At 64.1% G+C, this 10,591-nt stretch carries 19 protein-coding genes; 2 read left to right on the top strand and 17 right to left on the bottom strand.

Going from position 1 to position 10,591, the window contains the following annotated elements:
* Positions 1 to 593: 593 nt before the first annotated feature.
* From DWB68_RS15340 to DWB68_RS15270, 16 genes are all read right to left on the bottom strand, one after another.
* A complete protein-coding gene (locus DWB68_RS15340) occupies positions 594 to 1,874 on the bottom strand; it encodes an amidase domain-containing protein (protein WP_119425994.1) in 1,281 nt (426 codons plus the stop codon).
* Positions 1,875 to 2,074: 200 nt separating this feature from the next.
* Entirely contained in the window at positions 2,075 to 2,311 is a 237-nt protein-coding gene (locus DWB68_RS15335) for a DUF3039 domain-containing protein (RefSeq protein ID WP_119425993.1), read from the bottom strand.
* Positions 2,308 to 2,841, bottom strand: coding sequence for a hypothetical protein (locus DWB68_RS15330; RefSeq protein WP_119425992.1), 534 nt, complete (start codon positions 2,839 to 2,841; stop codon positions 2,308 to 2,310). The genes DWB68_RS15335 and DWB68_RS15330 overlap by 4 nt, the downstream gene beginning before the upstream one ends.
* The gene (locus DWB68_RS16350; RefSeq protein WP_158588341.1) at positions 2,838 to 3,005 is read right to left on the bottom strand and encodes a hypothetical protein; all 168 of its coding nucleotides are present in this window, start codon (positions 3,003 to 3,005) and stop codon (positions 2,838 to 2,840) included. Before DWB68_RS16350 ends, DWB68_RS15330 begins: the two co-directional genes overlap by 4 nt.
* Before the next feature lie 2 nt (positions 3,006 to 3,007).
* On the bottom strand, positions 3,008 to 3,133 hold the full coding sequence (locus DWB68_RS17090) for a hypothetical protein (RefSeq protein WP_267896984.1): 126 nt from the start codon (positions 3,131 to 3,133) through the stop codon (positions 3,008 to 3,010).
* Positions 3,123 to 3,542, bottom strand: a complete 420-nt coding sequence (locus DWB68_RS15325) for a hypothetical protein (protein ID WP_119425991.1) — start codon at positions 3,540 to 3,542, stop codon at positions 3,123 to 3,125. The genes DWB68_RS17090 and DWB68_RS15325 overlap by 11 nt, the downstream gene beginning before the upstream one ends.
* A gap of 53 nt (positions 3,543 to 3,595) precedes the next feature.
* A complete protein-coding gene (locus DWB68_RS15320) occupies positions 3,596 to 4,384 on the bottom strand; it encodes a BRO-N domain-containing protein (RefSeq protein ID WP_119425990.1) in 789 nt (262 codons plus the stop codon).
* Between the two features lie 64 nt (positions 4,385 to 4,448).
* On the bottom strand, positions 4,449 to 4,682 hold the full coding sequence (locus DWB68_RS15315; RefSeq protein WP_199700477.1) for a hypothetical protein: 234 nt from the start codon (positions 4,680 to 4,682) through the stop codon (positions 4,449 to 4,451).
* On the bottom strand, positions 4,679 to 5,227 hold the full coding sequence (locus tag DWB68_RS15310; protein ID WP_119425989.1) for a hypothetical protein: 549 nt from the start codon (positions 5,225 to 5,227) through the stop codon (positions 4,679 to 4,681). The genes DWB68_RS15315 and DWB68_RS15310 overlap by 4 nt, the downstream gene beginning before the upstream one ends.
* A gap of 70 nt (positions 5,228 to 5,297) precedes the next feature.
* Entirely contained in the window at positions 5,298 to 5,954 is a 657-nt protein-coding gene (locus tag DWB68_RS15305; RefSeq protein WP_119425988.1) for a hypothetical protein, read from the bottom strand.
* Positions 5,951 to 6,370 (bottom strand): hypothetical protein, encoded by a 420-nt coding sequence (locus DWB68_RS15300; RefSeq protein ID WP_119425987.1) that lies wholly within the window; start codon positions 6,368 to 6,370, stop codon positions 5,951 to 5,953. Before DWB68_RS15300 ends, DWB68_RS15305 begins: the two co-directional genes overlap by 4 nt.
* 19 nt (positions 6,371 to 6,389) lie before the next feature.
* A complete protein-coding gene (locus DWB68_RS15295; RefSeq protein WP_119425986.1) occupies positions 6,390 to 6,623 on the bottom strand; it encodes a hypothetical protein in 234 nt (77 codons plus the stop codon).
* A gap of 108 nt (positions 6,624 to 6,731) precedes the next feature.
* On the bottom strand, positions 6,732 to 6,959 hold the full coding sequence (locus DWB68_RS15285; protein WP_119425985.1) for a hypothetical protein: 228 nt from the start codon (positions 6,957 to 6,959) through the stop codon (positions 6,732 to 6,734).
* The gene (locus DWB68_RS15280) at positions 6,952 to 7,227 is read right to left on the bottom strand and encodes a hypothetical protein (RefSeq protein ID WP_119425984.1); all 276 of its coding nucleotides are present in this window, start codon (positions 7,225 to 7,227) and stop codon (positions 6,952 to 6,954) included. Before DWB68_RS15280 ends, DWB68_RS15285 begins: the two co-directional genes overlap by 8 nt.
* On the bottom strand, positions 7,182 to 7,724 hold the full coding sequence (locus tag DWB68_RS15275; RefSeq protein ID WP_158588340.1) for a phage antirepressor N-terminal domain-containing protein: 543 nt from the start codon (positions 7,722 to 7,724) through the stop codon (positions 7,182 to 7,184). The genes DWB68_RS15280 and DWB68_RS15275 overlap by 46 nt, the downstream gene beginning before the upstream one ends.
* 94 nt (positions 7,725 to 7,818) lie before the next feature.
* A complete protein-coding gene (locus DWB68_RS15270) occupies positions 7,819 to 8,064 on the bottom strand; it encodes a helix-turn-helix domain-containing protein (protein WP_147391713.1) in 246 nt (81 codons plus the stop codon).
* Between the two features lie 126 nt (positions 8,065 to 8,190).
* Here DWB68_RS15270 and DWB68_RS15265 point away from each other — a divergent pair, with 126 nt between their 5' ends.
* Together DWB68_RS15265 and DWB68_RS15260 are read left to right on the top strand one after the other, a co-directional pair.
* Positions 8,191 to 9,063 (top strand): helix-turn-helix transcriptional regulator, encoded by an 873-nt coding sequence (locus DWB68_RS15265; RefSeq protein ID WP_119425981.1) that lies wholly within the window; start codon positions 8,191 to 8,193, stop codon positions 9,061 to 9,063.
* Positions 9,064 to 9,118: 55 nt separating this feature from the next.
* Positions 9,119 to 9,526, top strand: coding sequence for an ImmA/IrrE family metallo-endopeptidase (locus tag DWB68_RS15260; RefSeq protein WP_119425980.1), 408 nt, complete (start codon positions 9,119 to 9,121; stop codon positions 9,524 to 9,526).
* 150 nt (positions 9,527 to 9,676) lie between these two features.
* Here DWB68_RS15260 and DWB68_RS15255 read toward each other — a convergent pair whose 3' ends face one another.
* Positions 9,677 to 10,495, bottom strand: a complete 819-nt coding sequence (locus tag DWB68_RS15255) for an EamA family transporter (protein WP_233548872.1) — start codon at positions 10,493 to 10,495, stop codon at positions 9,677 to 9,679.
* Between the last annotated feature and the right edge of the window lie 96 nt (positions 10,496 to 10,591).

Genomic DNA, 10,591 nt, shown 5'->3' with positions numbered 1-10,591 from the left:
AACCGCGAGCACTACCGACTACGCATGCTCCTCATCGGCGGCGGACTGACCCACCCCCACCTGAAGTAGGAAGAGCCCGCAAAGTTGGAAACGAGGAAGGGCCCCGACCGTGTGGTCGGGGCCCTTCTTTGTGGTCTAGCTAGGCGTTGGGAGCTGCTGACTGGGACGCAGGATCCTCCTGAGGCTGGTAGTTGCCCCAATTGACTGTCCAGCATTGGCCAGTCGTTCCTGCTTCGGTCAGCGCAAAGGATGTCAGCTCCTTACCCTGACCGTCGATAACTCGAACCCCGCGTGATGACGGAGTTTCAGACTCTTCAATGAGCCGAATCTTGCCCAGGTCCTGCGGGCGAAGCTGGGCATGGAGCGCCTCCCAGTCAGAGTCTGAAGTAGTCCCTCCAGGAGTAACCAGCTCCATCGCCGCCACCTGATCCCCGCGCTGGACCTCGTCCAGGAAACGCGAGACAACCTTGGTGGCAGTATCGCTCCCGCCAAGGCAGGAGGTCGATTCCTGTCTGCCTGTACACGATGCAAGGGACAACATGGCCACAGTCGCAGCTACGGCAGCCGCAAAAACTTGGGTGCTTCGTCGGGGCTCAAATGCGGTGCGCAAAGTAGGTCGCACCCTTGAAGTCCGCCGAAGCCATGAATTTGGCCAATGGATAATCGAGACGATCATTCGAATGGTAGGAGACATACAGCGTCGTTCCAACCTTTTTCGTGACAATCATCGTGTGACTGATGTCGCTGGCCTTTTGTCGTTTGGCCTGAATGACGTCGCCTTTGCCAGTCTGGGCCAGGCGGGACAAGTACGCGCCCCGCTTTGAGACGTTGCGTGTGAACTTGTAGAAAGTTTCAGCGACCGTCCATGCGTTTGAATCCCAAACGCCTCCGTGCCACCATGCACCCACATCCCACTTGGTACCCCCCGTTTGCGACCAGCCGCCGGCCCGCATGGCCTGGGAAACGAAGTTTGTGCAGTCCTTGCCAGAGTACTTATGGTAATTGCTGTTGTAGCTGAGAGCGTGTTTGCGGGCGTATGCCACAGCAGCGGCCTTGTTTGATGCGCTCATGCCAGCCAATGAGATAGACCCGGCCTGCTGGGCCGCGGGGACAGCCTGTGACGAGTCTTCCGAACCGCGATCACGTGTTGTGGATCCGTCAGAATTGGGTGACTCGGCACCAAGGTCCAAGGTGATCCCCTCGTCAGAACCCGGCGTGTCGTCAGTTCCCCCCTCCTGATCTGTGAACGCCGGATCTAGTTCGGCCTGATCGGCGAAGTCCCCGTCGGTATAGATGTGGAACGACTCAAGGGTGTCGCTTTCGCTAAACACTGACGTTGCGACGACTCGCGATTGTGAAGTGACTCCATTCTCATCCGTTTGAGCGAGAATAGTGGTTGTATCAACGACTCGATCGCCATCGTTCTTGTCAATCTCAACCGAAATTGACTCCGGAGTCACTTCTGTGGCGACGACTGTGGGGATAGTGAGTCCCTCGGGCAAGTCGACAGTCTCAAGCGCACGCTCTGAGGCAACTTCTTCCTCTACCTGTGCTGCGGCACTGTCGGTCATCGGCACTTCCGTGGCCAGCTCATCGACGGCGTCCTCTGCCGAAGAACCTTTAGTAATCGCGCCCACTGTCCTGACTCCGGAAGTGCCAGTAATCGAGACCGAGGAATCTTCTGTGGTGTAGACCGTCGCCAGAGTCTTGGTGATGGAATCTTCAAGCAACTGCTTGGTGTCAGCGCTAACGAGCTGGGCGTGTCCTGCAAGGCTCGCCTGCGGGTTGTTGGTGCCGGGGTGGGTCAACACCCCCGAGGCCAGCGCCGTTGCAGCAGCTGCTGCAACGGCAATGTATTTGACGAGTGACAACATGTCTCCGATCGATTGAGTTTCCACTAACGCTAGGTCACATCTTTCAGCTGTGTAGTTGGGCGGCAAACATGGTTATGTGACCGTGACATGTTCCACAGCCGTGGCGGGGGAGGGGCCGAGGGGGCGTTTCCCCGGCTAGGCGGATCCCTCCAACTCTCGAGCCGCCCCATGGTGGGACGGCTCGAGGTTTGGTCGGTCGGTCAGGGCACTTCGGTGCCGGGATCCATGGCGTCGTAGAGCTCCTGACAGGCCGGGCACACGGGGAACCTGCTCGGGTCTGCGGTCGGCACCCACTTCTTCCCGCACAGCGCCTCGATGGCCAGGCCGAACACCAGTGCGTCGGCGATCTGGTCGGCCCGGGCGAAGTGCGAGAACCGGTCGTGATCGCCCGGCGCGGACGGCGTCAGCGTGGGCGCCTCTACCGTCGCGGCGCTCACGCCACGACCTCCGCGCTCGCCGCCGGCCGGAGCACGTACACCGGGTGACCCACCGGCAGGTAGAACCCGAGCGTGGTGTGCGGCTGCTCGATGTCGAGGTACACGTAGCCGGGGTGCTCCGCGCTCAGAGTGCTGATGCGCAGGACTGCCTGCACCGCGATGCCCTCAAGGCGGAAGTGGATCTCCGCGCCGAGGTGCTGCGGAAGATCGGCCGCCGTGACCGTCCATGAGTGCACGATGCCGTCCTGCATGGGCGCGAGGCTCCGTAGGTGACGGTAGATCACCAGGTGCGAATCGGCGGTGGGCGGTTCGTCCGCCCACGCCAGCGCGAGCCCATCGGCCGCACGCCACACCGTCGTCATGTCGTGCGAGGGCCGCAACGCCACCGCGACACCCGCCTGAACGACCTCACCGCCCACCACCTTGCAGACCAGATCACCGCCCATGACTGCCTCGAACCCCGCCGGGACGATGCGCTCGACCGGCCCAGCCAGGATGTACGCCCGCGCAACTTCGGGAAGATCGCTCATCGCCGCGGCCCCACCTTCGTGTCCAGGATCTGCACCGACGCGAGCCCACGGCTCACCAGGCTCTTCGCCATCGACGCCGGCGTCGCCCTTGCCGCGTTCTCCGCGTCGCGCTTGGCCGCCAGCTCACGCTTGCGACGGCCCAGGTCATGCTTCTGCTTGCCCACGGTCAGGCTCCTTCGATCAGGCCCACGCACAGCACGAGGGCAACAAAAAGGCCGCCCACGCAGGCGGCCATGGTCTTCGGGAAGCAGGTGAAGAGGAACTCCACCCGGTCGTACAGGTCAGGCTTCACCGTCAGCCTCCAGCTCAAGCACGTCGATCTGGGCCTGCAGCTTGTCGATCTTCGCCTGACGGCGAGCGCGGACACGCTCAGCGGCGACCTCGTTCACATCTCGGAACTCGCCCACCTCGGCGACGAGGATGCGGGCGTCACCGCCCCAGCGACGCACGATGGCCTGCTTCTCCTGCGCGGCCGAACGGGAGCGGTAGACGTTCTTCTGGGAGGGCCAGAAGAAGCGGCCCTCGGTGTTGTTGATCGCCCAGCGGTCGCCGTAGCCGACGCACTGGGTGAGGTACTCGTCCCAGCCCTCCGGCTTCCAACCTGACTTGAGGTAAGCGGTGGTGCTTCCGTCCTCGTTGGTTTCGACGCGGTCGATGGCGTCGTGGGGGTAGGCGGTGATCTCGAACTTGTACAGCTTCACGGTGTGACCCTTTCGGTCGTTGGGGTGGTTGGTAGGTGCTGCTGGTGTGGTCATCACAGCTGGGTCTCGGCCTTGTTGCGGGCCAGACCCCATCGCTCGAGCTGCGCGACCAGCTCGGTCTCAGGCGTGCCGGGGCGCACCAGGGTGCTGCCGTGGCGGGTCTTCTTCTCCTCGTCGATGTACCAGCTGATGAAGAAGTACTTGTTGCCCGAGTAGGACGGGTGGCGGTGCTGGGGGCCGTCCTTGGGGTTGCCGTTCTTGTCCTGCTTGGTGCCGCGCTGGTTGATCAGCAGCCCCTTCTCGTACAGCAGGGTGTTCAGGACTCCCTCGGGGACGTCGGGGAAGTAGTGCTTCTTGAACTCGCGGATCGAGAAGCCCTTGGTGTGCTCGATCATTTCCACGCGGGCCTCGGACACTTCGGCTCGGGCTTCGGCCTTCACCGCCCGTTCGAGTGCGGCCTGGCCGGCGGCGAGGATCTGACCGATGCCCTCGAGGCTCGTCGGGTCGAGAGGCGCCGGAGAGTACGCACCCGTGCGTCGGATCTGCGGGAGGACCTCGTGAGTCACCCAGCGCTTGAAGTCCTTCGCGCCAGGCACCTGAGAGCCGAGGACGGCGACATACAGGCCAGGCTCCGAGATCGTGGTCATCGTCTGGACTCCGCCAAGGGTGGGCACTGAGCGCCCACCCTTCTCGTCGGCATCCAGTCGGCGGGTCATGTCCTTGGCGCTCGCGTATCCAAGGATCTTGGCGACATCCGACGCGACGAACCAGGGCTCGCCGTCAACGTCGAGCACGCGGACCGGGAGATCCGCGTAGGTGAACGGGGTCAAAGCGGTGTTCAAGGTTTCCTCCTCCGGAAACAGCAAAGGCCCCGAGAAGGGGCCTGGTGGGTGGAGTTGGTTCGAGTCAAATGCGGGGTTCAACAACGAACCGGCCGGCGTCGTCGATCCGGCCCTTCGAGTAGTCGAGGGTGGCCTCGTTGATCACGGCCTCGGCGTTCTCCTCCGGCGTCTGGCAGGACGGACACAACGCGCCGGTCACGTACCCCTTGGCGAAGACCAGGTTCCACTCGCCGCGGCCGCGGTACTTCCTCCGGCACCGCATGCAGTGCGTGCACGAGGACGGCACCCGGCGACTCACGCGCTCACCTCGAACGTCTCTGCGTTCTCGCGGCTGCTCACGCGGATGACCTCGTCGATGGAGTCGCGGCCGCTATGGCGGTTGCTGCTGGAGATCCCTTCATCGAGCTGCACGCGCAGCGCCGCTGAGAGGTCATCGTCAGGTTTCGTGTCGCAGATCGTCACCACCGAGTAGGCGCCGCGCTTGGACGTGGCACGGCGGTGCGTCCACGAGCCCTTCAGGAACCCGTCCTCTGTGGCCGCACGCTCCGCAGCCAACAGCAGGGCCTTACGCTGGGCTTCGGTCGTCCCGTCGTAAGCGTTCACGACAACCGTGCCGTTGTCCTTCCACTTCACGAGCGCGCCGGTCTGCACGCAGATCTCACCGGATCCAGCGCGGTACGCGAACACTGTCAAGCCCTTGAGGACACGGAACCTCACCCCCAACGGGTAGAGCAGGTCACGGATCTGGTTGACGGTGCGGTCCTTGGCATCGGAGATCTTGAACCAATGCAGGTCTCCGCGCCTCACGGTGGGCGAATAGGACGTCGATTCGATGGCGGTCATCTTTTCCTCCTGAAAGACGAAAAGCCCCGAAGCGGGGCCTGGGTGGGGTTGGGGTGGATGGGTGTTCGGGTCAGTCGCCGGGCGTCTTGCCCTCGGCAATGTCTGCGACGCGAATGAGCATGCGGGCGTAGGCGCGGGCTGTGCTCGGAGTGATGGGTACGTCCCAGGACGGCCCGTAGGACAGGATCTCGGCATGAGCCAAGGCGTCCTGGATGATCACAGCGTCAAAATCCTCGGCGGCTCCCGGGACAACGCACTTGAAGTCCACCGAGCGGTGGCTCGGAGCCTCCCCGTGTTCGTGGATGCAGTCGGCCGGAGAGCACCACGCAGGGTGGATCTCGGTAGAGGTCCTGACGACCTCTCGTCGCCCATCTTCAAGGACACGCTCAGACGGGGCCGGCAGCGCCGGACCATCCCCGGCGATGAGGGGATCCAAGTCCTTCCGCGCCTCGAGGAGCACCTCCGACAGGCGCCGCAGCTGCAGGGCCGAGAGGTACGCCTTCACATGCGGACCAACAAGGTCCACAGTCGGAATGTAGCCAGCCTTCTCGTGCGCCCGGTAAGAGATGGCCACACCTTCGTCGGAGTTCCGCATGGTCTGCTTCAAGCTGGACGCGTGGTAACCGCGGCCCCCCTCGTCCGTGTAGCAGTTCTGGCGGTCACACCAATCAGGGTGAGCAGTGATCTGTGCCGGCGTCTCGGCGACAGTGGTGGTCGTGGCGGTCATGCTGCGTCCTCCTCCTCGGCAAGCACGGTGGTGAACTTGAGGGAGTCGGCCTCGTCCAAGGCCAGCTCAATGAGGTCGTGGAGCGCCTCGGCGAGCGCGTACGTCAGGTCGCCGCCGTTGTCGTTCGTCAACACGACGACGCCGGACGCACGGGACCAGGCGAGCTGGACGCTCACCGTCTCGGAGGACTCGGCGGTCAGCGTGCGTCCGTACCAGGACGCGCTCCATGGCTCCTCGTACAGGGCCTGCCAGTCGGCCTGGGACATCTCGTCCTGCTCCAACGTGAAGCCGAACGGCGCCGCGCACAGGGTGTGCAATGTGTCGTGGCCAGCCGGGCTCAGCGGCTCGGCCGTGTGGCCGGCAGCGCGGCACAACAGCTCCGCCATCAGGCGGGTCCACGGGGTGGAGTACTTCATGGGGTGGTTCCTTCCGAGATCAGGCGGCGAGCGCGTTCCGGATCGCCTTGTCAGCGGTCGGGTCGGCGTAGGTGAGGGCGGAGCACAGCGACACAGGATCGAGTCGCATCAGGTGGGTGAGGTTGCGTTCGAAGAACGACTTGGTCTTGTGGGGGAAGCACTCCAACAAGGTCGCCACGGCATCCTTCTTGGGCAAGGAAGCCAGATCGCGCACCAGCAAGGTGTACTTCTCCGCACCGGACAGGTTGTCCATGTGGAGCTCCTCCGACCGAAGGCCAGTAGGTGGAATGGAGTGAAAATGGGCGCATTATGCCCGAGCCAACGTGACCGAAGGCTTGTGGAAAGGGGGGTGAAGGTGGGGTTAGGCGAACGCGTCGAGCTCTGCCGGCACGTTTTCGAAGGTGGGGGACTGCTGGCCCTCGATCCAGGCTGCGAGTTCCTCGATCTGCTCGGCCGTGAAGGCGATGCGCCGCCGCTCGAGTCGGGTGCAGATCCCGGAGACTCGTGCATGTCGCTTCACGGTGGTGACGGGGATGCCCAGCTCCGCGGCGACATGCGCGGGGGTGCGGTAGCGGGGGAGATCAGACACTGGAATCCTCCATCGCCAGCTGCAGCGCGTACTTGGCCGCGTAGTGCTCGTTCCAGACCTTGTCGAAGATCCAGCGGTCGGTCTCCGTGTAGGCGTTGATCGCACAGACACGAGCCCCGACCTCGCCCGAAGACTTCATGGGGTCCTTGCCGTGCTCGGTCCGGTACTGGTTGGCGACGCGACGCCCGAACACGGAGCGGATGCGCTTCGCCTCATCCTTGGTCAGCTCAGGCTTCTCGTTGAGGTAGGCCTCGGAGTACAGGGGCATGTCCGCCGGCGCGATCTCCGGCACCTCACCCAAGGCTCGGGCCGCAACGATCTTGGCCTTGGCCTCGAGCCAAGAAGGGTCGATGAGGTTGCGGAGACTGTCGAGAACACGGGCCTGCTCGTCGTACTTGATCGCCCGCGGTTCAGAGCAGCACCCTCGTGGAAGTAGGCGTCAAGGGCGTCGGCTGCCTCGTTCTGGAAGAGCGCGAGGTACGCCTTGGCGTCCTCGTTCTTGAGGCGGGCGGGGTCGATGGTTGCCAGCCACATCGTCATGGTGCGGCGATTAACCATGGCCATCTCGCGATCCTTGCCGTCATCAGCAACCGTGGTCATCATGACCACGGTTGCCCAGTGACTGCGCTTCACACGCTTCAGCTGAGAGGGGTAGTCGATGCCGATGGACTCGCACATGTGGCGGAGACTCACGAGCGGCTTGCCGTCTTCAGAGAGGGCGCTGAGGCTGGTGTTGTGGAACGGGATCTGGACTAGGCTGGTCACAGGAACTCCTTCTTGGAAGCTGGGGATTCGATGGCCCTCACTGGTTGCAGCCGGTGAGGGCTTCTTGCTGAGCAGATGGCGCCGGCGCCGCTCATCAGGCAGGCACCTTCCCTGGCTCGTCGTAGACGACCTCCACCGGGTAGGAGATCGCTTCGATGCTGGTTCCGAGCGCGTTCGCAATAAGACGCAACTTCGCGGTGGCTGGCTGCCGGGCCCCGGTCTCTATGAGCGACATGTAGGAGCGACCGATTGCGACTCGTTGCGCCAGCTCGCTGGCGGAAATCCCAGTCAGTTCGCGGATTGTACGGATGGAGGCTCCGTTGCCCTTACGGGTGGTCATGACGTAAATGGTAGCAACCACAGGTGGCAAATGCCAGGCGTGTAACTCACTTTTTGCGTCAATCTGCGCCGACGCGGGGAAATGGGTCGGTTGATGTTTACTAGCGTTTGCGCCAGACTTGGGAGTATGGGAGACACCAAGAGCACCGGCGTGATCACTGGCAACGACGTGAAGCGGATACGCGAGATCGCGGGACTCACCCAGGCCGGGCTCGCAGAGGCTGTAGGCGTCGCAAAAAAGACGGCCTATAACTGGGAGTCCCGCGAGCACGCGGCCTTGCCAGCGGCGGCCGCGACCAAGTTTGCGAACTGGGTGGCGCGGGAGAGTAAGACCGGGAGTCTACGGGGGCAAGTCCCAGTTGAGCTCCAGTATCGGGTGTGGGACGCATCTTCCTTCAAGGGTGAAGACACTGTCTCGGCGCCGTCAGGGGCAAGCGATCCAGAAGAGAGGGCGGCTTGGTATGGCATCGACCCCGTGGCATTGGCTATGTCACTCCATCGAGCCGACCATCGGCCCCCGGCCGAAGCTCTGGGTCTGTCGAGACTTGAGTTGGCAGATGCTTACATGGGCCTCTTGGCAGGAGCTGATGACGCCATCAAGTTCGCGGAGGATGCTGTCAAGCTGAAAGTGCATCCCAAGATTGCTCAGGCGCTGGCGACCGCCATCCTGGATGCAGTGATGGACACCGGCGCTTTCGGAGTCGTCAGTGGAGTGATCGGACACTCGGAACTCACATCGCGACTTCTGGTTCGTGCTGCTTCCGTCAGGGCGGTGGCTGCCCTGCAGGGCGAAGACATGCCGGAGCCGCACAGTATCTGGGGGGACGGTAACCCTCTCAGAACGATGGCTGACAAGGCCGCGGAGCAATCCCGAGTGGAGAGCGCTGAAGCGGAAGCACCATCCGCCCCCGACTACTCCGGTCTCTCGAAGGCGGACCATGGGCTCGCGGCGTACGAGGGCGAGAAGGACATCGCGTTCGACGCTGATCCGGAGGACTGACCTCCCTGTCACCCCTCGGTGACACTCTGACCTTGCCCCCTACGTAGGAGAACGATTGTCGTACCTGGCGCGAGCCGAAGCAGCAGCCGAGCAGATGGGCGTCCGCGTCCGCGTGGCCCCCACCCCCGGGACGCTCTGGGGTGTTTACGACCACGAGCACGCGCTGATCACACTCAGGCCTGGCCTTGGCCGGCGTCAGCTGAACTGGACAATCTGGCACGAGCTCGGCCACGCCTGGTATGGGCACGAGATCCACTGGCACGAGGGATGCAACCGCAAGCAGGAGCTCGCCGCGACCCGATGGGCCGTCATGCACATGTTCGACCCGGACGTGTTCGAGTCAGAGCTGCTCCCCGGCATGACGAACGACGCTCTCGCTCACGCGCTCGAGGTGATGCCCGTGGCGGTCAAGGAGCTCAAGGCGGTCTGGGAAGAGCGCTACCAGTACCGCCAGCCGGTCTGACGATCCAGCCCCTCGGAGGCCTCTCGGAGGGGCTTTTCCGCGCCCTGAGCTTGTCCGCGTCGCGGACAAAGTACCGAACAGGACAGAACGAGTGGGAACGAAAACCCCGGAATCACGCGGAATCCGATCTGTGAGATTCGCCAAAAACGGCTAAGTGACTGGATCGAGTCCCGGCACCGCTACCAAGGAAAGGCCCCGGAGAGATCCGGGGCATTTTGCGTTGTCCCGGCGCGTTCGGCCTGCCGCGTGACGGCCGTGCCGCGCGCCCTGCAGCGGCGATCCCGCGAGTTTGTGGCTTCTCCGCGACAAAGAGTCGCGGAGAAGCGAAACAGGCGCGAGACGGCGCGTCCAGGGCCCGACGACGCGTGGTCTGGTTGGGTGGGCAGGCTCACCGAACGCCAAACGGCCCGATCGCTTCGGAACTGCGCGAAGGTTGCGGCAGTTCCGAAGCGATCGGGCCGTTTGGGGGCGCGGGACCGGCGGGCGGCAGGCCCACGCGGGCGCCGTCACCTCCACGCGTTCCTTGCGCGGGGCCCTGGCTCCCAACGTGGAGCCGATCGAGGCTGCCACGACGAGGGCCACGGCGCACGCGCCCAGGACGCTCATGCCCTGGCCCAGGAGCAGGAAGCCGGCCAGGGCGGCGACGGCGGGCTCGAGGGAGAGCAGGATGCCGAAGACGGGCTTGGGCAGGCGGCGCAGGGCCGCGAACTCGAGCGAGTAGGGGATGACCGAGGCCAGCAGCGCGGCGGGCAGCGCCAGCAGGAGCAGCGAGGGGTCCGCCACGACCGCGGGCACGGCGCCGGAGAGCCCGAACGGCGCCACGAGCACAGCCGCGATCGTCACGGCCACCGCGAGGCCGCCCGCGCCCTCGACCTTCCGGCCTGCCCGTTCGGAGGCCAGGATGTACAGCGCCCAGAACAGGCCGGCCACGAGGATGAACACGAGGCCGAGCGGATCCAGGTGGCTCACGCCCCGCAGGTGGTCAACGGCGACACTCCTATAGTTCAAAGTCAAGCTGTGAGCGCGTCCTGCCGAGGCCGGACTGTATCAACGATGAGGGGATAG

The organism is Galactobacter valiniphilus (genome assembly GCF_003575975.1).
In the GTDB taxonomy this organism is placed as follows: domain Bacteria; phylum Actinomycetota; class Actinomycetes; order Actinomycetales; family Micrococcaceae; genus Galactobacter; species Galactobacter valiniphilus.
Note: the sequence above shows the minus strand (reverse complement) of the source record. Positions and strands in the feature narration are given on the sequence as shown.

Excerpts from the sequence above, each read along its gene's own strand:
- DWB68_RS15340 (WP_119425994.1), bottom strand. The coding sequence starts at position 1,874 with ATGTTGTCACTCGTCAAATACATTGCCGTTGCAGCAGCTGCTGCAACG.
- DWB68_RS15300 (WP_119425987.1), bottom strand. The coding sequence starts at position 6,370 with ATGAAGTACTCCACCCCGTGGACCCGCCTGATGGCGGAGCTGTTGTGC.
- DWB68_RS15265 (WP_119425981.1), top strand. The coding sequence starts at position 8,191 with ATGGGAGACACCAAGAGCACCGGCGTGATCACTGGCAACGACGTGAAG.
- DWB68_RS15305 (WP_119425988.1), bottom strand. The coding sequence starts at position 5,954 with ATGACCGCCACGACCACCACTGTCGCCGAGACGCCGGCACAGATCACT.
- DWB68_RS15330 (WP_119425992.1), bottom strand. The coding sequence starts at position 2,841 with ATGAGCGATCTTCCCGAAGTTGCGCGGGCGTACATCCTGGCTGGGCCG.
- DWB68_RS15310 (WP_119425989.1), bottom strand. The coding sequence starts at position 5,227 with ATGACCGCCATCGAATCGACGTCCTATTCGCCCACCGTGAGGCGCGGA.
- DWB68_RS15295 (WP_119425986.1), bottom strand. The coding sequence starts at position 6,623 with ATGGACAACCTGTCCGGTGCGGAGAAGTACACCTTGCTGGTGCGCGAT.
- DWB68_RS15270 (WP_147391713.1), bottom strand. The coding sequence starts at position 8,064 with ATGACCACCCGTAAGGGCAACGGAGCCTCCATCCGTACAATCCGCGAA.
- DWB68_RS15280 (WP_119425984.1), bottom strand. The coding sequence starts at position 7,227 with ATGCCCCTGTACTCCGAGGCCTACCTCAACGAGAAGCCTGAGCTGACC.